Here is a 23,242-nt window from a genome sequence, read left to right on the forward strand (position 1 = left end):
ACCCCGCATGCCCTCCGCGATGCTGCTGGTCGGCAGCATGTTTACCGTCGGTGCGATCCTGCTGTTCCTGCTGGCACGGCACCTGTGGTGGACCGAGCCGCGCCCGTCGACCGCGCTGGTCATGGTGATCGCCTTCGACTGGGCGGTGGCCGCGATGGTCGGGTCGATGATCCTGGTCTCGATCACCTCGGGCCGCGGCCGTCGCACGGCCCGCGGCCGCCGCAGGGCCAGGGCCCGAAAAGGCCGGGTGACGGTCGAGCTGCAGGAGAGCGACCCGCGCCGGACCACGCGGCTGACCGGCCCGGGCGCCGAGATGTCCGCCTCCTCCGACATCCAGGTCGGCAGCCGCCTGCCGGCGCTGTTCCTGTTTGCGGCCTCGGCCGGGCTCGCCGTCTTCGTCGTCTGGTTCCATCTGCAGGGTCAGTCGACCTGGATCGGCACCGGCGTCTCGCTGATCCTGGCCTCCTACGTCGGCAACTGGGCCCGGAACGCCTGGCCGCGGCCCGAGGCGGCGAAACCCTAGCCGAGCGCGGCGGCGAGCCGGGCGAAGCCGGCGGCGTCGCCCGGCAGGCCGAAGCGCAGCAGCGTCGGCCGGTCCGGGAAAGGCCGGACCAGGATGCCGGCGCGACCGAGGCGGTCCCAGATCCTCGCCGCCTCGGGATGCTCCACCAGCCGGAACAGGTCGGTGCCGCCGCAATCGGCGAAACCATGGGTAGCGAGCAGATCGGTGAGCCTGTTGGCAGCGGCCAGAAGGCGCGCCCGCGTCTCGTCCTGCCAGCCCCGGTCCGACAGGGCGGCGATGCCGATCTCGATCGCCGGGCCTGGTACCGCCCAGGGTCCGAGCCACCACGCCAGCCGGTCGATCTCGGCCGCCGTGCCCAGGGCGAAGCCGAGCCGGATGCCGGCCAAGCCGAAGAATTTACCGAACGATCGGAGAATCAAAAGCCCTGGGCACCCGGCCTCGGCCGCGACGCTCGCGCCCGGCGTGACCTCGGCGAAGGCCTCGTCGACCACCAGCAGGCCGCCACGCGCCGCCAAGCCGTCGGCCAGGGCCAGCAGGCGCTCGGAATCGACGATGCGGCCGTCCGGATTGTTCGGGTTGACCAGCACCACGACCTCGGCCGTCGCGGCCTCCTCCAGCGAGCCGACGGTGGCCACCCTCGCGCCCTCGGCGCCCCAGCAGGCGGCATGCTCGCCATAGGTCGGGCCGAGGATCGCCACCCTGGCGCCGGGACGCAGCCGCGGCAGCAGCTGGATCAGGATCTGGGTGCCGGGCGCGGCTACGACCGGTACGTCCGCCGGGGCGCCGTAGCAGGCCCGGGCGGTCTCCAGCAGCCGGCGCAGCCGGTCGTGCTGCGGCAGCCGTTGCCATGCGGCGGGATCGATCGCCGGGATCGGATAGGGCACCGGGTTGATGCCGGTGGAGAGGTCGAGCCAGCCCTCGGCGGGACGGCCCCAGCGGGCCTCGGCCGCGGCCAGATCGCCGCCATGCGGAACCATGCTCATGCCCGGTCGATCAGGTGGAAGAAGGAGCCGAAGACCGAGCCGCTACGGCGGCCGAGGCGACCGAGCGGCGCGCCCTCCGCATCCCAGGCCTCGAACAGCGCCTCGCCCGGTCCCTCGGACAGGATCGAGGCGTAGTGGAACTCGTGCCCGCGCCAGACGGTGCCGGCGGCGCCGAGCGGCGTTGCGGCGGCCAGCGCGGCGCGGCGATAGCCGAGATGCAGCTTGCGTTCGGCGAAAGAAGTCTCGACCGGCAGCAGCCCGGCCATGGCGTAGCGGCGCCCTTCGGCGTCGGTGAGCCCGGTGCCCAGCACCATATAGCCGCCGCATTCGCCGTAGATCGCCCGGCCCTGCCTCGCCGCCGCGCGCAGCCCGTCGAGGAAGCGGCGATGGCCGGCCAGCCGGCCGGCCTGGAGCTCGGGATAGCCGCCGGGCAGATAGACCGCATCGGCGGACAGGTCCGGCGCCGCGTCGGCCAAGGGCGAGAACGGCAGGATCTCCGCCCCCGCCTCGCGCCAGGCGGCCAGGAGATGTGGATAGGCGAAGGCGAAGGCCGTGTCGCTGGCCACGGCGATGCGTTGGCCGAGGGGCGGGATATTCGTAGGTTGGGTTCGCGTCGGCGAACCCAACATGCCTCCGCCGGAGCCACCCCGTTGTTGGGTTCGCGAGTCGCGAACCCAACCTACTCGGAGCAAATTCTCTACATCCACCCCCGCCCCGACCGCCTCCCCCGCCGCGGCGAGGAACGCCTCCAGCGCCGCATGCTCGCCGGCCTGGACCAGGCCGAGATGGCGGGAGGGCAGCGCCAGGGCCGGCAGCCGCGGCACCAGGCCCAGCACCGGGAGGCCGGCATGGGCGGCGGCGCGGCGCAGGATCGCCTCGTGCCGGGCGCTGCCGACCCGGTTGAAGATCACCCCGGCGATCCGGATGTCGTCGCGGAAGCCCTTGAAGCCGGCCAGCACCGCGGCGGCGGAAAAACCCTGGCCGCCGGCATCCAGCACCAGCACCACCGGCCAGCCGAAGCGGGCGGCGAGGTCGGCGGCCGAGCCGTCGCCGACCGAACCGGGCCCGGGGGCGCCGTCGAACAGCCCCATCGCCGCCTCGACGATCAGGAGATCGGCGCCTTCGGCCTGCCGTGCCGCCAGCGCATCCAGCGTCTCCGGCCGCATCGCCCAGGCGTCGAGGTTGATGCAGGGCCGGCCGCTGGCCGCGGCGTGGAAGGCGGGGTCGATATAGTCCGGCCCCGACTTGGCCGAGGTGACGGCGATGCCACGGTCGCGCAGATGGCGCAGCAGGCCGAGCGTCACCACCGTCTTGCCGCTGCCGGAGGCCGGCGCCGCGATCATCAGGGCAGGGCAAGCGCTCATGGTCAGGAGGCCGCCTCGCCCTTCGAACGGGTGCCGAGCGGGTCCGGAGTCAGGGCCTTGCCCTCGATCGCACCGAGCCAGTCGAGCGCCTGACGCAGCCGCACCACCTCGCCCACCACCACCACCGCCGGGGCTTCCATGCCCTGGGCCACCACATCCTCCGCCGCCTTGGCCAGCGTGGTCTCCAGCACCCGCTGCTGCGGCGTCGTCGCCCGGCTGATCACCGCCACCGGCTCGGACGGCGACCGGCCGCCCTCGATCAGATGCGCCGCGATCCGGGCGATGTGCTTGATCGCCATGTAGACCACGATCACCGGCGAGCCGCGGGCGATCGCGTCCCAGGCGACGCCGGCGGTGACGTCGCCGCTGGCATCGTGGCCGGTCAGAAAGGTGACGGCGTGGTTGGTGTCGCGATGGGTCACCGGGATGCCGGCATAGGCCGGGCCGCCGACGCCCGCGGTGATGCCGGGGACGATGCGGAACGGGATGCCGGATTCGACCAGGGCCAGCCCCTCCTCCCCGCCGCGGCCGAAGACGAAGGGGTCGCCGCCCTTCAAGCGCAGGACACGTTTGCCGGCCTGGGCGAGTTGGATCAGCTTGGCCGTGATGTCGGGCTGCTTCGGCGACGGCTTGCCGCCGCGCTTGCCGGCGAATTCCAGCACCGCGCCCGGCGCTGCCAGGCCGATGATGGCATCGGAGACCAGCGCGTCGTAGACCACGACATCGGCCGAACGCAGCGCGTGCAGCGCGTGCAGGGTCAAGAGGCCGGGATCGCCGGGGCCGGCGCCGACCAGCCAGACCCAGCCGGGCTCGAAGGCCGGAAAGGACAAGGGAAGATCAATCATCACGGCCACCTTAAAAGCCATGCGCCGCCGCGGCTAGGCAGCCTGCGACGCTTCCTGTATCGAAACCCGTATGGCCCGTAAACCCGAGGGACCGCTGCGGCGCGGCTGGACCACCGGCGCCTGCGCCACCGCCGCCACCGCCGCCGCCTACACCGCGCTGCTGACCGGCCGCTTCCCGGACCCGGTGGCGATCACCCTCCCTCGCGGGGAGACGCCGGCCTTCGCCCTGGCGCTGGAGGGCCGCGGCGACGGCTGGGCGCGCGCCGGCATCATCAAGGACGCCGGCGACGACCCGGACGTGACCCATGGCGCGCTGGTGGTGTCCGAGGTGCGGCGCGGGCCGGACGGGTCGGGCGTCACTTTCAAGGCCGGCCCCGGGGTCGGCACCGTCACCCTGCCCGGCCTGCCGATTCCGCCCGGCGAGCCGGCGATCAACCCGGTGCCGCGGCGGATGATGACCGAGGTTGTCGCCAGGATCGCGGCCGAGCACGGCGACCCTGGCGATATGGTGATCGAAATCTCGATCCCGGACGGCGAGCGGCTGGCGCAGAAGACCTGGAATCCGCGGCTCGGCATCCTGGGCGGCCTGTCGGTGCTGGGCACCACCGGCGTGGTCGTGCCGTTCTCCTGCTCCGCCTGGATCCACTCGATCCATCGCGGCATCGACGTCGCCCGGGCGCTGGGCCTGCCCCATGTCGCCGGCTGCACCGGGTCGACCTCCGAGGCCGCGGTGGTGGCGCGTTACAGCCTGCCGGACATGGCGCTGCTCGACATGGGCGATTTCGCCGGCGGGCTGCTGAAATACCTGAAGGCGCATCCGATCCCACGCCTGACCATCGGCGGCGGCTTCGGCAAGCTGACCAAGCTGGCGCAGGGCTTCCTCGACCTCCATTCCGGCCGCAGCGAGGTGGATTTCGACTGGCTGGCCGACCGGCTGGCGGAGGCCGGCGCCCCGGCCGGCATGGCCGAGCAGGCGCGGCGCGCCAACACGGCCAAGCAGGTGCTTGACCACGCCTCGGGTGCCGGCATCGCTTTGGCCGATTTGGTGGCCCGGCGGGCMCAGGCGACGGCGCAGGGCGTGGTCGAGGGCAGTGGCGTCGCGGTCGAGATCCTGGTGTTCGACCGCCAGGGCGGGCTGGTGGGGGCCGCCGATGGCTGGTAGGCGGCTGCTGATCCTCGGCGGCACCGGCGAGGCCGCGGCGCTGGCCCGCGCTCTGGCAGAGGCTGGCGAATGGGAGGTCACCACATCGCTGGCCGGGCGCACCCGGGCGCCGGCGGCGCTGCCCGGCGTGGTGCGAGTCGGCGGCTTCGGCGGCATCGACGGGCTGGCGGCGTATCTGCAGGCCGAACGGATTGACCGGGTGGTCGACGCCACCCATCCCTTCGCCGCCACCATCTCCGCCAACGCCGCAGCCGCCTGTGGCCAGCTCGGCCTGCCGCTGCTGCGGATCGAGCGGCTGGCCTGGATGCCGGTGCCGGGCGACCGCTGGATCGATGTCGCGGATGCGGTGGAGGCGGCCGACTGGCTGGCCGGAGCATTGCCAGCCGGCGCGGCCGTGCTGTTGACCTTGGGCCGGCAGGATTTGGCGCCGTTCCAGCGCTGCCCGGAGTTGCGCTTCGTGCTGCGCTCGATCGAGGCGCCGGCGGCGCAGGATCTACCGCCGGACTGCCTGCTGCTGAGCGAGCGGGGGCCTTTCACATTGGATGGCGAGCGCGCGCTGATCGCCCGGCACGGCATCCGCGCCGTCGTCGCCAAGAATGCCGGCGGCGACGCCACGGCGGCGAAGCTGGCGGCGGCGCGCGAGGCGGCGATCCCGGTGGTCATGATCCGGCGCCCTGCGCCCCCGGCGATGTCGGACGCCACTGGGGCCGTAGCCGACATCGCCGGGGCGCTGGACTGGCTCAGCCGGCCGCGATGACCACGCCGGCGACGGCGATGGCCGCGCCCAGCGCGCGCTCCACCGGGGCGAAGCGCAGCCGGTTCAGGCCCAGCGCCGCGCCGATGCCGATGCCGTGCAGGATCGCGGTCGCGGCGATGAAGCCGAGCCCGTAGGTCACGGCCGAGGAATCCGGGTGCATCTCGGCACCATGGGCATAGCCGTGGAACACGGCGAAGACCCCGGTCACCGCCATGCCGATCCAGGCCACCGGCCGCACCGCCAGCGCGATCAAGGCGCCGAAGACGATGATCGACCCGGCGATGCCGAGCTCGACCATCGGCAGGCCGAGGCCCTGGATGCCGGCGATGCCGCCCACCGCCATCAGGGTCAGGAAGGCCAGCGGCGCCTGCCAGATATAGCGGCCGCCGACCTGGCCGGCCCAGATGCCGACCGCGACCATGGCGAGGATATGGTCGAGGCCTGAGAAGGGGTGCGCGAAGCCGGCCGAGAAGCCGACCACGTCATGCCCCGGATGGGCATAGGCCGCCACCGGCAGCAGCGTCGCCAGGGCGGTCAGGGCAAGGGTCTTGGCGAGTTTCATCGAGGGTCTCCAGGGTCAGAACGTCAGGGTCAGGCAGAAGCAACTTTCGTGCCGCGCTTCGGGCGCAGCACATGGACATGTGCCGGGTCATAGAGGGCACTGTCGGTGAATTCGGTGTCGCCAAGCACGCGGCCGACCAGGATCAGCGCGGTGCGGGTGATCTTCGCCGCGCGTATCTTGGCGCCGATATCGGCCAGGGTGCCGCGGATGATCTGCTGGTCCGGCCAGGTGACGCGGTAGACCACCACCACCGGGCAATCGGCGCCGTAATGCGGCTCCAGCGCCCGCCGCACCGCCGGGATGTTGCGGATCGAGAGGTGGATCGCCAGCGTCGCGCCGGACCGGCCGAGCGTCTCCAGCTCCTCGCCCGGCGGCATGGCCGAGGCCTTCATCGTGGTCCGGGTCAGGATCACGGTCTGGCTGACATCCGGCAGGGTCAGCTCGGTGCCCAAGGCGGCGGCAGCGGCCGCGAAAGCCGGCACGCCCGGGGTGATGGTGTAGGGGATGCCCAGCGCCTTCAGCCGGCGGATCTGCTCCGCGATTGCGCCGTAGAGCGACGGGTCGCCGGAATGCACCCGGGCAACATCCTGGCCCTTGATGTGGGCGGCCTCGATCTCGGCGATGATCTGGTCGAGATGCAGCGGCGCGGTGTCGACCACCCGCGCATCCGCCGGCGCGTGCGCCACCACCGCCTCCGGCACCAGCGAGCCGGCATAGAGGCAGACCGGGCAGCGGGCGATCAGGTCGCGCCCCCGCAGGGTCAGCAGGTCCGGGTCGCCGGGGCCGGCGCCGATGAAATGCACGGTCATGCCCGTTGCGCCTCCGGCTTGTCGCCATAGCCGCGCGGCGTGTAGACGCGCGGGGTGCCGTCGCCGAGCACCAGCGCCCGGCTTTCCGAGGAGCCGACCAGCACCAGGGTCAGCATGTCGACCATGTCGACGGTCAGGTCGCCCAGCGTGGTCACGGTCAAGGTCTCGCCCTCGCGGCCGAGATTGCGGCCCAGCACCACCGGCGTCGCCGCCGGGCGATGCGCCAGCAGGATCTCGCAGGCCCGCGCCAGCTGGCTGCGGCGGCGCTGCGACACCGGGTTGTAGAAGGCGACCACGAAATCGCCCTGCGCCGCCGCGGTGATCCGCCGTTCGATCGCCGGCCAGGGTGTCATCAGGTCGGACAGCGAGATGGCGCAGAAGTCGTGGCCCAGCGGTGCGCCGATCCGGGACGCGGCCGCCTGCATCGCCGAGATGCCGGGCACGGTGGTGACCTCGACCCGGCGCCAGTCGGGCCGGCCGCCGCGCTCGATCAGCTCCCACAGCAGGCTGCCCATGGCGTAGATGCCGGCGTCGCCGGAGCAGATCAGGGCGACGTCCCGCCCCTCCGCCGCCAGGTCCAGCGCCGCGCGCACCCGCAATTCCTCCTCGCCCAGCTTGTAGTCGTGCCGCGCCTTGCCGACGGAGGCCGGGCCGAGCAGGTCGATATAGAGGCTGTAGCCGACCAGGTCGGTGGCGGCAGCGATCCGCCGGTCGGCCTCCGGCGCCCGCCAGTCGGCCCGGCCCGGACCCATGCCGATCAGCGCCAGCGTGCCGCGCTTGCGGCCGATCCGGTCCGGATCGAGGATCGCCGGCGCCTCGGCCACGGCGCAGGTGGCGCGGCGCGACTTGTGCTTCTCGACGACGAGGCGGCCCTCGGGGCCAGACGCGGCCAGCGCCGCCGCCTCGGCCACGCCATGGCAGCCGATCTCGCGGAACACGATTTCGGACGGGTTGGCGAGCCGCGGCGTCTCGGCCTCCAGCGTCGCCGGATCGAACACCCGCAACGGCAGGCCCAGACTCCGCGCCGCGGCCTGCAGCCCGGCCTCGTCGGCCTTGAGGTCGACCGAGACCAGCGCCGCCACGGCCTCCAGGGCCAGGCCGGCTTCGGCCAGGGTGCCGCGGACCAGCGCCTCGATCTCCGCCGCCTCGGCGCCGCGCTCGCAACCGATTCCGACCGCCAGCACCGCCGGATGGAACACCAGCCGGTCGGGATCGGCCGGCTCCGTGCGAACACTGGCGACGATCGTCTTGCGCGCGGCCGGGTCGAGCGGCAGGCCGGCCTCGGCCAGCCAGGGCAGGTTGCCGTCGAGGCGGACGGAGTCGCCGGCCAGAAGATCGGCGGCGAAGCTCTTGTAATCGCTGGAGTCCGACAGGCGCCAGCCGGGCGGCGGGTCGTCCAGCGCCACGCCGAAGCGCAGGTCGCCGGCGGTGGTGATGGCCGGGGCGATGCCGAGGATCCCGGCCACCTGCCGGGCCAGCTCGTTGGCGCCGTGATGGCCGCCGAGGAGCGGCACCACGGCGCTGCCATCCTCGGCCACCGCCAGCACCGGCGGCTCGGTGCGCTTGTCGGACAGCAGCGGCGCCAGGATGCGGATCAGGGCGCCGGCGGCGCAGAGGCCGATGATCGGCTCGCCAGCCGCGAACAGGGTGCGCAGATGGTCGGCCAGCTTGCCGAAGGCGATGTCGGCGCCGGTGACGCGGCAAGACGGCGCGTGGATCGCCGCCCCCGGCAGCAGCGGCTTGAGACGCTGGGCCGTGGCGAGGCCGCCCGCAGTCAGGGTGATCAGCGCCGTCATCGCCACGCCGCCCCGCGCCGATGCGCCAGGATCATCGAGAAATAGGGCACGGTCTCGGGGTCGACCTCGCTCAGCTTCAGCACGCGCTGATGGCCCAGCGTGGCCCGCTCGACATAGCGTGCATCGTCATACAATCCAGTTTCTTCAAGCAATTGCGATATCTTCTTGAAGTGTCGACTGAGCTTCATGATCACCACGGCCTCGGCCGCTTGCAGCCGCGGCCGCAGCTCGTCCTCCGGCAGCGGCGCCGGCAGAACCGTCAGCACGTCGTTGCGGGCGGCCAGCGGCAGGCCGGTGGCGGCGGCGCAGGCGGTCAGCGAGGACACGCCGGGCACCACCTCGACCCGGTGGCGCTCCGCCAGCCGGCCGAACAGGTACATGAAGGAGCCGTAGAAGAACGGGTCGCCCTCGCACAGCACCGCCACGTCGCGGCCGGAATCGAGATGGCCGGCGATCTCGACCGCCGCGGCGTCGTAGACCGCCTGGGCCGGGGCCGGGTCGACCCGCATCGGCACGCGGATCGCGATCTCGGTCTGGCCGCCCAGGAGATGCGGCGCCACGATCGAGCGGGCGAAGCTGTCGCCGACATCCGGTGCCGGGTAGGCCAGGACGGGTGCTGACCGCAGCAGCCGCAGCGCCTTCAGCGTGACCAGCTCCGGATCGCCCGGTCCCACGCCGAGGCCATAGAGGGTACCAGTCATGCGGACCTCCGGAGCAGACCGGTCGCGCCGAACTTCCTTTTGCCTCTCCCGCTTGCGGGAGAGGTCGGAGACGCGAAGCGGCTCCGGGTGAGGGGATTTTGTTGAGGCCGGTGCCAGCCCTCACCCGGACGTCCTCGCGGACGTCCGACCTCTCCCGCCACGCGGGAGAGGTAAACGAGGGTTCCGCTTTCGACGCAGCCGGGACGAATCATCAACTGGCACCCCACGGCTTCATCGCCGCCCATTGCGTCACCGGCATCAGCGGGCGCCAGCCGTGATAGCCGCCGATCGGCTCGGCCCGCGACACGGCGATGCGGGACAGAGCGCCGCGGAGCCGGGCCTGGTGGCCGATCACCACCGCCTCGCCCTCCGCCGTCACCACATTGGCGACCAGCCGGCCGCCCGGCGGCAGCGCCGCCCAGCAGGCTTCGACCAATCCTTCGGCGGTGATGCCGCCCCCGATGAACACCGCATCCGGCCGTGGCAGGTCGCCCGCCAGCGCCGCCGGTGCGTCGCCGCGCACCACCTTGAGGAAGGGCGTGCCCAGCGCCGCCGCGTTCTGCGCGATCAGGGCCAGGCGGCCATCGTCGCGCTCGACCGCCACGGCGCGGCAGCGCGGGTCGCTGCGCATCCATTCGATGGCGATGGAGCCGCAACCGGCGCCGACATCCCACAGCATATGGCCGGGCGACGGCGCCAGCGCCGCCAGGGTCATAGCCCGGATCTCGCGCTTGGTCAGCTGGCCGTCATGGGCGAAGGCATCGTCCGGCAGGCCCGGCACGGCCGGCAGCACGCGCGTCTCCGGCCCGGCGACGCAGTCGATGGCGATGGTGTTGAGGTCGTCGACCTCGCGCTCGCCCCACGCCGCGGCGGTGGTGCGGACGGCGCGCTCGCCCTCCCCGCCCATCCGCTCCAGCACGGCGAAGCCGCTGCGGCCCCAGCCGGTGCGGCCCAGCAGCTCCGCCAGCCGCGCCGGGGTGGTGCGGTCGGCGCTGAGCACCAGGATCTTCGCGCCGGGCTGCAGATGCGGCACCACCAGCTCCAGCGGCCGTCCGTGCAGCGTCACCATGCGGGCCTCGACCAGCGGCCAGCCGAGCCGGGCACAGGCCAGGCTGAAGGCCGAGGGCGCCGGCAGCACCACCATCTCCGCGATCGGGATGCGGCGCGACAGAGTGACGCCGACGCCGAAGCACATCGGGTCGCCGCTGGCCAGGACGCAGACGCGGCGGCCGCGCAGGGCCTCGATCTCCGGCACGAGCTCCATCAACTGCGGCGGCCAGGGAATGCGGCGGCGGCCATCCTCCGGCACCATCGCCAGGTGCCGCTTGCCGCCGACCACGATCTCGGCGCCGTCGTAGAGGGCGCGGGCGGCCGGTGACAGGCCGTCCAGCCCGTCTTCACCGATGCCGATGACGCTGAGCCAAGGCGTGGGCATCAGATCCCCTCCCGCGCCAGGGCGTTGACCGCGGCCGAGGCCATGGCGCTGCCGCCGCGCCGGCCCGGCAGGGTCAGGAACGCTTGGTCGCTTTCGGCCAGCGCCGCCTTGGATTCGGCGGCGCCGACGAAGCCGACCGGGAAGCCGAGGATGGCGGCGGGCCTCGGCGCCCCCTCCTCCAGCAGTTCCAGCAGCCGGAACAAGGCGGTCGGGGCGTTGCCGATCACCACCACCGCATCCTCCAGCCGGTCGCGCCACAGCTCGACCATCGCGGCCGAGCGGGTGGTGCCGAGACGCCGGGCCAAATCGGGCAGCGATGGGTCGCCGATCAGCGAGACGATCTCGTTTTCCGCCGGCAGGCGCGACCGGATGATGCCGGCCTCGACCATGCGGCAATCGACCAGCACCGGCGCGCCGGCCACCAGGGCGGCCCGGCCCCGCGCGGCAACGTCGGGGGTGAAGAGCAGGTCGTCGACCACCTCGACCATGCCGCAGGCATGCGCCACCCGGACCGCGAGCCCAGCGACGTCCGGCGGAAACCGCTCCAGCCGCGCCTCGGCCCGGATGGTGGCGAAGGACTGGCGGTAGATCGCCTCCGGATCGCGGAGATAGGCGTGCGCCATCCCGCCCCTCACCCGGCCTTCTTCAGGCTCTTCGGCCCCAGCGGGTGGTCGGCATGGGCATAGGGATGGTGGTGATGGTCGTGGCTGTGGCCATGGTCGTGACCAGGCTCGTGATGGTGATGCCCGTCGTCGTGATGATGGTGATGGTGGCCGTGATCGCCGTGGTGATGATGGTCGTGCCCATGGTCATGCTCATGCGCCGGGCCGCCGGAGATGCCCTCGACGTGGTGGTGGTGGCTTTCCTGCGGCAGGCCGACTTCGGCCTCGAAGCCCAGCACCTGCATCCGGTACTTGCACATCTGGCAGTTCATGTTGCCGGTGCCGTCGAGGATCTCGGCGATCCGCTCCTCCAGCGTCGCCAGCACCAGCGGGTGGTCGTTCAGGTAGCGCGCCTTAACGAATTCGATGCCCGGATGGCGGGCGGCGACGGCATCGGTGGCATCATAGATCCGGTCGACCAGGATGCCGGTGAACAGGAAATACGGGAACACGACGATGCGGCGGTAGCCGAGCTTGGCCGCATGCTCCAGCGCCGGCTCGACCAGCGGGAAGGTGACGCCGGAATAGGCGGTCTCGCCCCAGCCGAAGCCGATGCCCTCCCACAGCATGCGCATGACTTTGGCGACGTTGGAGTTGGCGTCGGGGTCCGAGGCGCCGCGGCCGACCACCACCAGCATGGTCTGGTGCAGCGGCACCGGCCCGTCGTCACGCCGGGCGTCGGCGATCTCCACCGCCTCCTGCACCCGCTCGCCGGCGGCGCGCAGCATCTTGACGTCGATGCCCAGCTCGCGGCCATAGCGGATGGTCAGGCCCGGATGCTGCGCCTGGTAGGTGTTGAGCACCGAGGGGATGTCGTTCTTGGCGTGGCCGGCGGCGAACAGCATGCCCGGGATCGCCAGCACCTCAGTCACGCCCTTGGCCCGCAGCCGGTCCAGCCCGTCGCGGATGATCGGGCGGGCGAATTCGAGATAGCCGTAATCGACCTCGTAGTGCGGCAGGCGGCGGCGCAGCTGCAGGGACACGGCGGCGAACTCGTCCACGGCCCCCTGGTCCCGGCTGCCATGGCCGCAGATCATCACGCCCAGCTTGCCCGCCATTACATGCCTCCTGGCTCCACGCCATGCCGGCACGGCCGGGACGGATCCCGGCAGCGGACGGTGGGCGGCACGCGCGGATATCGCTTGGATCTATCCGTCCGATGGAACCCCGTTGCTTCGAGCATTCCGGGGGCGTCGCGGGACGCACCGTCGACGTCCCGGCCGGCACATTGCTATAGGGTTCCCCCGGAAGGCAACAGCGACGCGACATCCGATGGACGATCTGCGACCCGGAAGACTGTTTGTCTTCGGCCTCGGCTACAGCATGACCCGGCTGGCGCGGCGGCTGCGCGACCTCGGCTGGCAGGTTGCCGGCACCACCCGTGATGCCGACCGCCTGGTACGGCTGCAGGACGAGGGATTCGAGGCCCATGCCTTCGGCCCGGACCAGCCGCTGGACACGGCCGCCCTGGCCGGGACCACGCATCTGATCCAGTCGATCTCGCCGGAAGAATCGGGCGACCCGGCGGCGCCGGCGCTGGCCGAGGCGCTGCGGGCGCTGCCGGCGCTGCGCTGGGCCGGCTATCTCTCGACCCCCTCGGTCTATGGCGACCGCGGCGGCGCCTGGATCGACGAAAGCGCCGATCCGACTCCGGGCTCGCCGCGCGGCTGGAAGCGGCTGGAGTCGGAGCGCGCCTGGTTCGCGGCGTTCCAGGACACCGGCGTGGCGGTGCAGGTGTTCCGCCTGGCCGGGATCTACGGGCCCGGGCGCAGCGCGCTCGACCAGCTGCGGCATGGCCGGGCGCGGCGCATCGACAAGCCGGGCCAGGTGTTCAACCGCATCCATGTCGACGATATCGGCAGCGTGCTGATGGCCTCGATGCGCCAGCCGACTCCTGGGGCCGTGTACAACGTCGCCGACGGCCACCCGTCCAGCCCGAACGACCCGATCGAGCACGCCGCCCGGCTGCTCGGCATTGACCCGCCGCCGCTGGTGCCGTTCGAGCAGGCCGGCCTGTCGCCGCTCGGCCGCGAGTTCTATTCCGAATGCAAGCGGCTGAAGATCGACCGGATCATCGACGAGCTCGGGGTGCATCTCGCCTATCCGAGCTATCGGGAAGGCTTGGATGCGATCTGGGCGGAGGAGCAGGCCTAGTCTTGCTCGGACCAGCAACCAAACCAGACTGTCATTGCCGGGCTTGACCCGGCAATCCAGGGGCCACTGAGAGCGGCCCTTGAAAGCCCCTGGATCCTCGGGTCAAGCCCGAGGATGACAGTGGAATGGTGAACCGACCGCTCTCGATCACGCCTTAGGCCGCGTCGGCCAGGCCGCGCTTCTTCAGCAGCGCCGCCGGCTCCGGCGGGCGGCCGCGGAAGGCCTGGTAGGCCTCGGCCGGGTCGCGGCGGTAGCCGGCGGAATAGACGAACTCCGCCAGCCGGCTCGACACCGCCGGGTCGAAGATGTCGCCCGCCTCCTCGAAGGCGCCGAAGCCGTCCGCGTCCAGCACCTCGGACCAGAGATAGCTGTAATAGCCGGCGGAATAGCCGCTGCCGGCGAAGACGTGCTGGAAATGCGGCGGTCGGTGCCGCATCACGATCGCCGACGGCATGCCGATCCGCTGCAGCGTCGCGCGCTCGAACGCCGCCGGATCGGTGGCGTCGGCGCCCGCGGCATGGAAGTCGAGATCGACCAGGGCGGAGGAGATGAACTCGACGGTCGAGAAGCCCTGATTGAAGGTGCGCGCCGCCAGCACCCGCTGCAGCAGCTCCTCCGGCATCGGCTCACCGGTGCGGTAGTGCAGCGCGTGGCGGCGCAGGATCTCCGGCCGCTCCAGCCAGTGCTCGTACAGCTGCGACGGGAACTCGACGAAGTCGCGCGCCACATTGGTGCCGGCGATGGCTGGGTAGGTCAGGTCGGACATCAGCCCGTGCAGGGCGTGGCCGAACTCGTGGAACAGGGTGCGGGCGTCGTCGAAGCTGAGCAGGCTCGGTGTGCCCGCCGCCGCCTTGGCGAAGTTCATGACGTTGACGACGATCGGGCGCACCTCGCCGTCGAAATTCTCCTGCTCCCGGATCGCCTCCATCCAGGCACCGCTGCGCTTGGACGGCCGGGCGAAGTAGTCGCCATAGAACAGGCCGATGAAGCGGCCATCCCGGCCCGTCACCTCCCAGGTCCGGACGTCGGGGTGCCAGACCGGCACGTCGGGCCGCTCCTGGAAGGACAGGCCGAACAGGCGATGCGCGGTGTCGAAGGCGGCCTCGATGATCCGTTCGAGCTGCAGGTAGGGCTTGAGCTCGCTCTCGTCGAGGTCGAATTCCAGCTTGCGCTGCTGCTCGGCGTAGTGGCGCCAGTCCCACGCCGCGACCTCGAAATTGCCGCCCTCTTCCGCGACCAGGGCCTGCAGCTTGTCCTGCTCGCGCAGGGCGCGGGCGCGGGCCGGCTGCCAGACCGAGTTCAGCAGGCCCAGCGCCGCCTCGGGCGTCTTGGCCATGGTGTCGGCCAGGCGGAAATGGGCATAGCTGGGGTAGCCCAGCAGCCGCGCCTGCTCGGCCCGCAGCGCCACGGTCTCGGCGATGATCGGCCGGTTGTCGGCGGCGGCGCCCTCGCCGCGGGCGAGCCAGGCCTTGAACACCGTCTCGCGCAGGTCGCGCCGGACGGAGAACTGCAGGAAGGGCTCGACGCTGGAGCGGCCGAGCGTGATCGCATATTTGCCCGGCTGGCCGCGATCGGCCGCGGCGGCCGCTGCCGCGTCGCGCAGTTCCTGCGGCAGGCCGGCCAGGTCGGCCTCGCCGTCCAGCACCAGGGCATAGGACTTCTCGTCGGCCAGCACATTCTGGCCGAACTGCGTGCCCAGCGTGGCCAGGCGCTCGACGATCTCGGACAGCCGGCGCTTCGCCGCCTCGTCGAGGCCGGCGCCGCTGCGGGTGAAGTCGAGATGGTAGCGCTCCAGCACCCGGTCCTGCTCCGGCGTCAGGCCGAGCTCGACCCGGCGGACGAACAGCGCATCGACCCGGCGGAACAGCGCCGGGTGCTGCTGGATCGCGTTGTGGTGCCGGGCCAGCAGCGGCGCGACGTCGCGCTCCACCGCCTCGAGCTCGTCGTTGCTGTGCGCCGAGGTCAGGTTGAAGAAGGCGGCGGCGACGCGGCGCAGTGCGCGGCCGCTGCGCTCCAGCGCCGCGACGGTGTTGTCGAAGCTGGGCTCGGCCGGATCGCCGGCGATCGCCGCGATCTCGCGATCATGCTCGGCGAGCGCGGAGTCGAAGGCCGGGCGGAAATGCTCGACCGCGATCCGCTGCCAGGGCGGGCTGCCGAACGGCGTATCCCAGTCCGCGAGCAGCGGATTGGCGGAAGTCTGGGTTTCGGAGCTCATCATGCACCGCTGTGATCGGGATCCTTGGCTGCCAGACTAGCGAGGATCGCAGGCCGATGTCAGCAGCCGTATCGCCGACACCGATGAGACAGGACTGCTGAACCGACATCAACGGCTAAAGGTTTAAAACTGATGAATTTGCATTGCAGCAAAATACTGGAGATTTTGAATCTTTAGTCATAAAGATTTAACTGCGATGATGCTGCATTCGCGATGGCGATTCCTGATCGGTCTCGCTAGCATACCCCCATATTCCAGACCAAAGTCCCCGGCCGGCCGGGGCCAGGAGGGGTCCGCAGATGACGACGTTGACGGTTGCGCCAAACGGGATCGATGGCGCCGGGTTCTCCTTCGACGCCCTGGGGCAGCTCGATTTCGACAACCCCCGGGTGACCTCCCTCACCTCCACCGCCGGGCACATCAACTTCGACGGCGTGTCGGTCGACCTCACCGGCGCCGGCCTCGGCGTCGGCCTGTTCGGGATCACCGGCGTGGTCACCGGGCTGGTGGTGTCGCAGAACGGCGTCGCGATCGCCACCATCACCGGCACCTCGCTCAGCGCCGCGACCACCTATTCGCAGATCATCAATGGCGACTTCACCGGCCTCGCCAACAGCCTGTTCGCCGGCAATGACAGCCAGACCGGCTCGCAGAATGGCGATCTGCTGGCCGGCCTGGCCGGCAACGACACCCTTAGCGGTCTGGCCGGCAACGACACGCTCGAAGGCCGAATCGGCAATGACGTGCTGCGCGGGGGCGCCGGGGCCGATGTGCTGGATGGCGGCGCCGGCATCGACACGGCCAGCTATTACACCAGCGCGGTCAGGGTTTCGGTCAGCCTGACCACGGGCAAAGGCGGCGGCGGCGAGGCGCAGGGTGACACCTTTTCCGGCATCGAGAACCTTTCCGGCGGCCAGGGCAGCGACACCCTCACCGGCAACGGCCGGGCCAATGTGCTGCAGGGCTGGAACGGCAACGACGTCCTCACCGGAGCCGGCGGGGCCGACACGCTGACCGGCGGCGCCGGGGCCGACCGCTTCGTCTATACCAGCGCGGCGCAGAGCCCGACCGGGTCCGGCGCCGATCGGATCACCGATTTCAGCCACGCCCAGAGCGATCGCATCGACCTGTCGGGGATCGACGCCAATGCCGCCGCTTCCGGCAACCAGGCGTTCCGCTTCATCGGCACCGGCCTCTATACGCACCATGCCGGCGAGTTGCGCTTCTCCACCTCCGCCAGCGCCACCACCATCGCCGGCGATGTCGACGGCGACGGCACCTCGGACTTCCACATCCTGCTGACCGGGGCGGTCCAACCGGTCGCGGGCGATTTCGTGCTGTAGCGGGCGCGGGTGGGCGTCAGCAGCCGGTCAGACGCGGCGTCCGCTCGACCTCGAGGCCGAAGGCCGGGCGCAGCCAAGTGCCGGCGACATTGCCGAAGAACGCCGCGACCAGCCACAGCCAGCCATGCAGGCTGCCCGAGGCGATGCCGGAGAAATAGGCGCCGATGTTGCAGCCATAGGCCAGCCGGGCGCCGTAGCCGAGCAGCAGCCCGCCAATGATTGCGGCGACGACCTGACGGCCGGGGATGCGCCAGACCGGGGCGAAGCGCCCGGCCAGGCCGGCGGCCAGCAGCGCGCCGACGACGATGCCGATATCCATCACCGAGGTGACGTCCGAGAGGATGCTGCCGTTCAGCGCCGCGGCATTGGCCGGCTTCGACCAGTAGGGCCAGGAGGCCGGATCGAAGCCGACCAGCGCCGCGGCCTTGGAGCCCCAGAGCGCGAAGGCCGAGGTGATGCCCCAGGGCCGCCCGGCCAGGGCCAGGGTGACGAAGTTCAGCACCGCCAGCGCGACGCCGCCCCAGACCAGCGGCCAGGGGCCGCGCAGCAGCCGCTGCAGGCCGCGCGTCGCCGGCGTCTCGGGCGCCACCAGGGCGCCGTGCACGCGGCGCTCGCGCAGCACGGTCAGGCCCGCGATGGCGGCAAAGGCGGCGAGGTTGAGCAGCAGCGCCGGCCACAGGCCGAGGCTGGTGACCAGCGACACGGCGGGCAGCGAGGGCTGCGCCGTCCACCAGTGCAGATGCGCCGCGCCGATCGCCGAGCCGGCGATGAAGAACACCAGGGTCAGCACCATGCGGGTGGAGCCGCCGCCGACCGTGTAAAGCGTGCCCGAGGCGCAGCCGCCGCCGAGCTGCATGCCGATGCCGAAGAGGAAGGCACCGACCACGACGGAGACGCCGAGCGGCGAGACGTTGCCGCTGACCGGCTGGCCGAACAGCGTGCCGGCCGACAGCGCCGGGAAGAACAGCAGGACGGCGACCGCCAGCATCACCATCTGTGCCCGCAGCCCGGCGCCGCGGTCATCGGCGATGAACACTCGCCAGGCCGAGGTGAAGCCGAAGGCGGCGTGGTACAGCACCACGCCCAGCGCCGCGCCGAGGGCATAGAGCGCCGCCTGGCGGGCATCGATCACCGACGACAGCAGCAACACGCCGGCGAGCAGGACCAAGCCGGCCAGACCGACGACGCGCCCATTGATTGCCGGGGCAAAGCGAGGAGCGCCGGAGACGCCCGGAAAACTGACTGTCGACATCGCATGAATCCAGAAGCGGTCGCCGCGGCGGCGGCCTCGCCGGATCACATGGCTACGCCGTACAAGATGTCAATTCTGAAAATTCAACAAAGAAAGATTGCTTATTGCGGCATGCCGACGATCAGCCGGCATGCCGCATCAGCCCGATCAGCTCTTCAGCCGGGCGTTGCACTGGCTGTAATAGCCGCCGCCGGTCTGGATCCAGCGCAGGCCGCCGTTGCTCCTGGTGGTCTTGTTGACGCTGTACTGGTCGCGGCAGGTGTGCATCCGCGCCCTGGCCGGGGTCTCTGTGGCATATTTCGACGAAACGGCCGGCGGGAACATCGCATCACCGGCCGCAACGGGTGCCACCGGGGCAGTGGCGGGCGTGGCAGCCGCAGCTGGAGCCGCTGTCTGCGCGACATCGGCATCGCACTCGGCCTTGCGGAAGTCGTTCCACGTCTTGCCGTCGAGCGTTCCAGCGGTCTGTGCCGCCTGATACCTGGCGCTGCACTCCTGCACAGTTGCGGCCTGGGCGGGTGATGCCGCCACCAAGACCGCGCCGGTCGCCAGGACCAGCGCGCCTACACCGTTCCGGATTGTCTGGTTGATCATCGGCATCTTCCCCACAGGCATGAATCGCTCCGATTGAGCAGCGGCAGCGCCCGCTGCGGAGCAAGCGCGTGCCTGTGCTCATAATAGCAGAGAATGCCATTATGGGTTGCATTAATTTATCTAACTCTATTATTGTCGCGATGTCATTGCCGGCGCGCCGGCCGGACACCGCGCCAGCGCGGTCACCCGATCGTCATCAGGCTGGCATTGCCGCCGGCCGCCGCGGTGTTGTTGCTGACCGACCGCTCCAGCAGCAGCCATTCCAGGGCGTAGCCGGCGCGGCCCTCGGCGAGGTCGGCGCGGGTCACGCCTTGGACCGGCACCAGCGGCCCCGGCCGGGCCGCAACCGACTGGTTCACCGCGTGGAGGGCGTCGCTGTCGCCCTCGAACAGCACCGCGTCAGCCGGCGCCGAGGCCCAGTCGTCGGCGCGAGACAAGAGCAGCTTCAGCGACGCCGGCAAGGTCTTGAGCAACGCGTCTGCGACCTCCGCCGGGGCCGACAGCACTGCCTTGTTGCCGGTGGCCAGCGCCGCGCCGATCTGCAGCGCTGCGCCCGCCGCGGTCTGGGCCAGGCACAGCACCGTGCCGCGCGGCTCGACGCTGTAGCTGTTCTTCTCGCCGACCGGGCCGGACAGCTCGAGGGTCACGCCGAGCGGGCTGCGCGCGCCATAGGCGGCGACGCGGTCGGCCTCCGCCGTCCGGCCGGCCTTGCGCAAGGCGGCCGCCCAGTCGCGCAGCGGCTGGAAACGCTTCTCCGCGGCGCCGTCGGCATCGGGCGCCACCGGCCCGGCCTCGGGCCGGACCGACAGCAGCCGGTACAGGTACATCGGGCCGCCGGCCTTCGGGCCGGTGCCGGACAGGCCGTGGCCGCCGAAGGGCTGCACCCCGACCACSGCGCCAATCAKGTTGCGGTTGACGTAGACATTGCCGGCCGTGACGCGGTGCGACACCCGGGCGATGGTCTCGTCGATTCGGGTGTGGACGCCGAAGGTCAGGCCGTAGCCGGTGGCGTTGATCGCGTCCAGCAGCTGGTCCAGCTGGCTGCGGCGCCAGTGCAGCACATGCAGCACCGGCCCGAACACCTCGCGCTTCAGCTCGGCGATCGAGTCGAGCTCGATCAGGGTCGGCGGCACGAAGATGCCGTGCTTGGCTGCCTCGGGCAGCGGCAGGGCCTGGACCTTGCGGCCCTTGGCCTGCATCGCCTCGATGTGCTTGGTGATGATCGCCCGCGCCTCGTCGGAGATCACCGGGCCGACATCGACCGCCAGCCGGTCCGGGTTGCCGACGGCCAGCTCGGCCATCGCGCCCTTCAGCATGGTCAGCACCCGGTCGGCCACATCCTCCTGGAGGCACAGGATGCGCAGCGCCGAGCAGCGCTGGCCGGCGCTGTCGAAGGCCGAGGCCAGGACGTCGCCCACCACCTGCTCCGGCAGGGCCGACGAATCGACGATCAGCGCGTTCTGGCCGCCGGTCTCGGCGACCAGCGGGATCGGCCGGCCCTCCGGATCGAGGCGGTCGGCCAGCACCTTCTGGATGATCTTGGCGACCTCGGTCGAGCCGGTGAACATCACGCCGCGGGTTCGGCTGTCGGCGACGAGCCGGGCGCCGACCGGGCCTGCGCCCGGCACCAGCTGCACCGCGCCGGCCGGCACCCCGGCCTCGCGCAGCAGGCGCACGGCGGTCGCGGCGATCAGCGGCGTTTCCTCCGCCGGCTTGGCCAGCACGGTGTTGCCGGCGGCCAGCGCCGCCGCCACCTGGCCGGTGAAGATCGCCAGCGGGAAGTTCCACGGGCTGATGCAGACCACGGGCCCGAGCGGCCGGTGGGTGTCGTTGGAGAAGCCGTCGCGCACCTGGGCGGCGTAGTAGCGCAGGAAGTCGACCGCCTCGCGCACCTCGCCGATCGCGTTCGACAGGGTCTTGCCGGCTTCGCGCACGATGGTGCCCAGCAGGGCCGGCATCCGCGCCTCCATCAGGTCGGCGGCGCGCAACAGGCAGGCGGCACGGTCGGCCGGCGGGGTGGACTGCCAGATCGGCGCTGCGGCGGCGGCCTCCGCCATCGCCTCGTCGACCTGGCTTGCCGTGGCCTCGACCACCTGCCCGACGACGTCGCGCCGGTCGGCCGGGTTGCGCACGTCCCGCGCGGGCCCGTCGCGGTCGCCGTCGCCCAGCATCGGCACGGCGCGGACCACCGCGTCGGCCCCGGACAGCAGCGCGGCCGACAGCGAGGCCAGGCGCTGCTCGTTCGACAGGTCGATGCCGGATGAATTCTCGCGGCTGTCGCCGAACAAAGCGCGCGGCGAGGCGATCTTGGCGTGCGGGGCGCCCAGCGGCTGCACCTTGCGCGCCGCCTCGACCGGGTCGGCGATCAGCTCGTCGATCGAGACATCCGGGTCGCCGATGCGGTTGACGAAGGAGGTGTTGGCCCCGTTCTCCAGCAGGCGCCGGACCAGATAGGCCAGCAGCGTCTCATGAGTGCCCACGGGTGCGTAGATCCGGCACGGCCGGTCCAGCTTGTCGCGGCCGACCACCTCCTCATACAGCCCCTCGCCCATGCCGTGCAGGCACTGGAACTCGTACTGGCCGCGATAGTAGTTCTCGCCGGCCATCTTGTAGATGGTGGCCAGGGTCTGGGCGTTGTGGGTGGCGAATTGCGGGAACACCGCGTCCGGCGCCGCCAGCAGCTTGCGGGCGCAGGCCAGGAAGGAGACGTCGGTGTAGATCTTGCGGGTGTAGACCGGGAAGCCTTCCAGCCCGTCGACCTGGGCGCGCTTGACCTCGCTGTCCCAATAGGCGCCCTTGACCAGCCGCACCATCACCCGGTGGCCGCTGCGCCGGGCCAGGTCGATGACGTAGTCGATCACGAAGGGGCAGCGCTTCTGATAGGCCTGGACGACGAAGCCGATGCCGTTCCAGCCGGACAGCGCCGGGTCGAAGCACAGTGCCTCCAAGAGGTCGAGCGACAGCTCCAGCCGGTCGGCCTCCTCGGCATCGATATTGAGGCCGATGTCGTAGCTGCGGGCCAGCACGGCCAGCGCCGTGAGCCGCGGCAGCAGCTCGCTTTTCACCCGGTCGGCCTGGGCCCGGGAATAGCGCGGATGCAGCGCCGACAGCTTGATCGAAATGCCCGGCCCCTCATAGATGCCGCGCCGCTCCCCCGCCTTGCCGATGGCGTGGATCGCCTGCTCGTAGTCGCGGTAGTAGCGGTCGGCGTCGGCCCCTGTCGTGGCCGCCTCGCCGAGCATGTCGTAGGAGTAGCGGAAGCCCTTCGCCTCCAGCTTGCGGCCGTTGGCCAGCGCCTCGGAGATGGTCTGGCCGGAGACGAACTGCTCGCCCATCATCCGCATCGCCATGTCGACGCCCTTGCGGATCAGCGGCTCGCCGCCGCGGCCGATCAGCCGGGTCAGGGCGGCGGACAGGCCAGCCTCGCTGTTCGTGGTCACCAGCTTGCCGGTGACGACCAGGCCCCAGGCGGCGGCGTTGACGAACATCGACGGGCTCTGGCCGACATGGGACTGCCAGTCGCCGGACGAGATCTTGTCTCGGATCAGCGCGTCGCGGGTGGCGCGGTCGGGGATGCGCAGCAGAGCCTCGGCCAGGCACATCAGGGCAACGCCCTCATGGCTCGACAGCGAGAATTCCTGGATCAGACCCTCGACCCCGGCGCCGACGCCCTTGGCCCGCAGCGCCTCGACCAGCGTGCGGGCGATGCCCCGCGCCCCGTCGGTCACCGGCTTCGGCAGGGTGGCGCCGGCCAGGATGAAGGGCAGGCACTCCTCCTCCGGCCGGCGATAGGCGGCGGTGATCTTGGCGCGCAGCACGGTCTGCGGCTGCACCGACTGGGCGAATTCCAGGAAGGGCTGCGGCCCGGATTCCTCGGCGGCCGGGCCGTCGACGGGATCGACGCCGTCGGCCTCGTCCGGGCCGCCGAACGTCTCGCCGCGCTCGACCCGGTCGAGCATCGCCAGCATCGCCTGCTTGACCAGCCAGTGCGGGGTGCGGCCTTGCTTCGCCGCCGCCGCCTTCAGCCGCGCCCGCAGCTCGTCATCGATCTTCACGCCGAACGTCGTGCTGCCCATGGCCCTGCC

General features: G+C 71.5%; 19 protein-coding genes. 5 read left to right on the top strand and 14 right to left on the bottom strand.

All coding sequences use genetic code 11. The annotated features are described in order from the left end of the window. Positions 1-7: 7 nt before the first annotated feature. Positions 8-523 carry a hypothetical protein gene (locus tag AB4Z01_RS21590; RefSeq protein ID WP_441697409.1) on the top strand — a complete coding sequence of 172 codons (516 nt, stop codon included), beginning with the start codon at positions 8-10 and terminating at the stop codon, positions 521-523. On the opposite strand, the gene cobD is transcribed toward AB4Z01_RS21590, so the two are convergent. The 3 genes from cobD to cobA are packed head-to-tail and all read right to left on the bottom strand — an operon-like array spanning position 520 to position 3,715. After that, positions 520-1,506, bottom strand: coding sequence for a threonine-phosphate decarboxylase CobD (gene cobD / locus AB4Z01_RS21595; protein ID WP_441697411.1), 987 nt, complete (start codon positions 1,504-1,506; stop codon positions 520-522). The genes AB4Z01_RS21590 and cobD overlap by 4 nt on opposite strands. After that, positions 1,503-2,870 carry a cobyrinate a,c-diamide synthase gene (locus tag AB4Z01_RS21600; RefSeq protein WP_441697413.1) on the bottom strand — a complete coding sequence of 456 codons (1,368 nt, stop codon included), beginning with the start codon at positions 2,868-2,870 and terminating at the stop codon, positions 1,503-1,505. Before AB4Z01_RS21600 ends, cobD begins: the two co-directional genes overlap by 4 nt. Before the next feature lie 2 nt (positions 2,871-2,872). Next, on the bottom strand, positions 2,873-3,715 hold the full coding sequence (cobA, locus tag AB4Z01_RS21605; protein WP_441697416.1) for a uroporphyrinogen-III C-methyltransferase: 843 nt from the start codon (positions 3,713-3,715) through the stop codon (positions 2,873-2,875). A 70-nt stretch (positions 3,716-3,785) separates the two neighbouring features. On the opposite strand from cobA, the gene AB4Z01_RS21610 reads away from it, so the two are divergent. Both AB4Z01_RS21610 and AB4Z01_RS21615 read left to right on the top strand, forming a co-directional pair. Continuing rightward, positions 3,786-4,877, top strand: a complete 1,092-nt coding sequence (locus tag AB4Z01_RS21610) for a cobalt-precorrin-5B (C(1))-methyltransferase (RefSeq protein WP_441697419.1) — start codon at positions 3,786-3,788, stop codon at positions 4,875-4,877. Continuing rightward, positions 4,867-5,634, top strand: coding sequence for a cobalt-precorrin-6A reductase (locus AB4Z01_RS21615; RefSeq protein WP_441697422.1), 768 nt, complete (start codon positions 4,867-4,869; stop codon positions 5,632-5,634). Before AB4Z01_RS21610 ends, AB4Z01_RS21615 begins: the two co-directional genes overlap by 11 nt. Here the strand turns inward: AB4Z01_RS21615 and AB4Z01_RS21620 are convergent. The 7 genes from AB4Z01_RS21620 to AB4Z01_RS21650 form a co-directional block, all read right to left on the bottom strand. Next, positions 5,618-6,196, bottom strand: a complete 579-nt coding sequence (locus AB4Z01_RS21620) for a HupE/UreJ family protein (RefSeq protein WP_441697425.1) — start codon at positions 6,194-6,196, stop codon at positions 5,618-5,620. The two genes, AB4Z01_RS21615 and AB4Z01_RS21620, sit on opposite strands and share 17 nt — an antisense overlap. A 29-nt stretch (positions 6,197-6,225) precedes the next feature. Further along, on the bottom strand, positions 6,226-7,005 hold the full coding sequence (gene cobM / locus AB4Z01_RS21625; protein ID WP_441697428.1) for a precorrin-4 C(11)-methyltransferase: 780 nt from the start codon (positions 7,003-7,005) through the stop codon (positions 6,226-6,228). Next, positions 7,002-8,801 (bottom strand): precorrin-3B C(17)-methyltransferase, encoded by a 1,800-nt coding sequence (gene cobJ, locus AB4Z01_RS21630; protein ID WP_441697431.1) that lies wholly within the window; start codon positions 8,799-8,801, stop codon positions 7,002-7,004. Before cobJ ends, cobM begins: the two co-directional genes overlap by 4 nt. Next, entirely contained in the window at positions 8,798-9,502 is a 705-nt protein-coding gene (cobI, locus tag AB4Z01_RS21635; RefSeq protein WP_441697434.1) for a precorrin-2 C(20)-methyltransferase, read from the bottom strand. Before cobI ends, cobJ begins: the two co-directional genes overlap by 4 nt. A gap of 211 nt (positions 9,503-9,713) precedes the next feature. Then, complete coding sequence (gene cbiE / locus AB4Z01_RS21640) at positions 9,714-10,937, bottom strand: precorrin-6y C5,15-methyltransferase (decarboxylating) subunit CbiE (protein ID WP_441697437.1); 1,224 nt, start codon at positions 10,935-10,937, stop codon at positions 9,714-9,716. Then, entirely contained in the window at positions 10,937-11,560 is a 624-nt protein-coding gene (locus AB4Z01_RS21645; RefSeq protein WP_441697440.1) for a precorrin-8X methylmutase, read from the bottom strand. Before AB4Z01_RS21645 ends, cbiE begins: the two co-directional genes overlap by 1 nt. A gap of 8 nt (positions 11,561-11,568) precedes the next feature. Continuing rightward, positions 11,569-12,657 (bottom strand): sirohydrochlorin chelatase, encoded by a 1,089-nt coding sequence (locus tag AB4Z01_RS21650; protein ID WP_441697443.1) that lies wholly within the window; start codon positions 12,655-12,657, stop codon positions 11,569-11,571. A 214-nt stretch (positions 12,658-12,871) separates the two neighbouring features. Here AB4Z01_RS21650 and AB4Z01_RS21655 point away from each other — a divergent pair, with 214 nt between their 5' ends. Then, positions 12,872-13,753, top strand: a complete 882-nt coding sequence (locus tag AB4Z01_RS21655) for an SDR family oxidoreductase (RefSeq protein ID WP_441697446.1) — start codon at positions 12,872-12,874, stop codon at positions 13,751-13,753. Positions 13,754-13,907: 154 nt separating this feature from the next. On the opposite strand, the gene AB4Z01_RS21660 is transcribed toward AB4Z01_RS21655, so the two are convergent. After that, positions 13,908-15,971 (bottom strand): M3 family metallopeptidase, encoded by a 2,064-nt coding sequence (locus AB4Z01_RS21660; protein WP_441697449.1) that lies wholly within the window; start codon positions 15,969-15,971, stop codon positions 13,908-13,910. 296 nt (positions 15,972-16,267) lie between these two features. On the opposite strand from AB4Z01_RS21660, the gene AB4Z01_RS21665 reads away from it, so the two are divergent. Beyond that, on the top strand, positions 16,268-17,311 hold the full coding sequence (locus tag AB4Z01_RS21665) for a calcium-binding protein (protein ID WP_441697452.1): 1,044 nt from the start codon (positions 16,268-16,270) through the stop codon (positions 17,309-17,311). A gap of 16 nt (positions 17,312-17,327) precedes the next feature. Here AB4Z01_RS21665 and AB4Z01_RS21670 read toward each other — a convergent pair whose 3' ends face one another. The 3 genes from AB4Z01_RS21670 to putA form a co-directional block, all read right to left on the bottom strand. Then, positions 17,328-18,563: a YeeE/YedE family protein gene (locus tag AB4Z01_RS21670; RefSeq protein WP_441697454.1), complete on the bottom strand. Its 1,236-nt coding sequence runs from the start codon at positions 18,561-18,563 to the stop codon at positions 17,328-17,330. Between the two features lie 147 nt (positions 18,564-18,710). Beyond that, on the bottom strand, positions 18,711-19,157 hold the full coding sequence (locus AB4Z01_RS21675; RefSeq protein WP_441697457.1) for a hypothetical protein: 447 nt from the start codon (positions 19,155-19,157) through the stop codon (positions 18,711-18,713). Between the two features lie 182 nt (positions 19,158-19,339). Next, complete coding sequence (gene putA, locus AB4Z01_RS21680) at positions 19,340-23,233, bottom strand: trifunctional transcriptional regulator/proline dehydrogenase/L-glutamate gamma-semialdehyde dehydrogenase (RefSeq protein ID WP_441697460.1); 3,894 nt, start codon at positions 23,231-23,233, stop codon at positions 19,340-19,342. Positions 23,234-23,242 lie beyond the last annotated feature (9 nt).

This window comes from Inquilinus sp. YAF38, assembly GCF_052113205.1.
Taxonomy (GTDB): Bacteria; Pseudomonadota; Alphaproteobacteria; order DSM-16000; family Inquilinaceae; genus Inquilinus.

Excerpts from the sequence above, each read along its gene's own strand:
- AB4Z01_RS21675 (WP_441697457.1), bottom strand. The coding sequence starts at position 19,157 with ATGATCAACCAGACAATCCGGAACGGTGTAGGCGCGCTGGTCCTGGCG.
- cobJ (WP_441697431.1), bottom strand. The coding sequence starts at position 8,801 with ATGACGGCGCTGATCACCCTGACTGCGGGCGGCCTCGCCACGGCCCAG.
- AB4Z01_RS21670 (WP_441697454.1), bottom strand. The coding sequence starts at position 18,563 with ATGTCGACAGTCAGTTTTCCGGGCGTCTCCGGCGCTCCTCGCTTTGCC.
- AB4Z01_RS21590 (WP_441697409.1), top strand. The coding sequence starts at position 8 with ATGCCCTCCGCGATGCTGCTGGTCGGCAGCATGTTTACCGTCGGTGCG.
- AB4Z01_RS21665 (WP_441697452.1), top strand. The coding sequence starts at position 16,268 with ATGACGACGTTGACGGTTGCGCCAAACGGGATCGATGGCGCCGGGTTC.
- AB4Z01_RS21600 (WP_441697413.1), bottom strand. The coding sequence starts at position 2,870 with ATGAGCGCTTGCCCTGCCCTGATGATCGCGGCGCCGGCCTCCGGCAGC.
- AB4Z01_RS21615 (WP_441697422.1), top strand. The coding sequence starts at position 4,867 with ATGGCTGGTAGGCGGCTGCTGATCCTCGGCGGCACCGGCGAGGCCGCG.
- AB4Z01_RS21645 (WP_441697440.1), bottom strand. The coding sequence starts at position 11,560 with ATGGCGCACGCCTATCTCCGCGATCCGGAGGCGATCTACCGCCAGTCC.
- cobM (WP_441697428.1), bottom strand. The coding sequence starts at position 7,005 with ATGACCGTGCATTTCATCGGCGCCGGCCCCGGCGACCCGGACCTGCTG.
- cbiE (WP_441697437.1), bottom strand. The coding sequence starts at position 10,937 with ATGCCCACGCCTTGGCTCAGCGTCATCGGCATCGGTGAAGACGGGCTG.
- AB4Z01_RS21660 (WP_441697449.1), bottom strand. The coding sequence starts at position 15,971 with ATGATGAGCTCCGAAACCCAGACTTCCGCCAATCCGCTGCTCGCGGAC.
- cobD (WP_441697411.1), bottom strand. The coding sequence starts at position 1,506 with ATGAGCATGGTTCCGCATGGCGGCGATCTGGCCGCGGCCGAGGCCCGC.
- AB4Z01_RS21650 (WP_441697443.1), bottom strand. The coding sequence starts at position 12,657 with ATGGCGGGCAAGCTGGGCGTGATGATCTGCGGCCATGGCAGCCGGGAC.
- cobA (WP_441697416.1), bottom strand. The coding sequence starts at position 3,715 with ATGATTGATCTTCCCTTGTCCTTTCCGGCCTTCGAGCCCGGCTGGGTC.
- AB4Z01_RS21655 (WP_441697446.1), top strand. The coding sequence starts at position 12,872 with ATGGACGATCTGCGACCCGGAAGACTGTTTGTCTTCGGCCTCGGCTAC.
- cobI (WP_441697434.1), bottom strand. The coding sequence starts at position 9,502 with ATGACTGGTACCCTCTATGGCCTCGGCGTGGGACCGGGCGATCCGGAG.
- AB4Z01_RS21620 (WP_441697425.1), bottom strand. The coding sequence starts at position 6,196 with ATGAAACTCGCCAAGACCCTTGCCCTGACCGCCCTGGCGACGCTGCTG.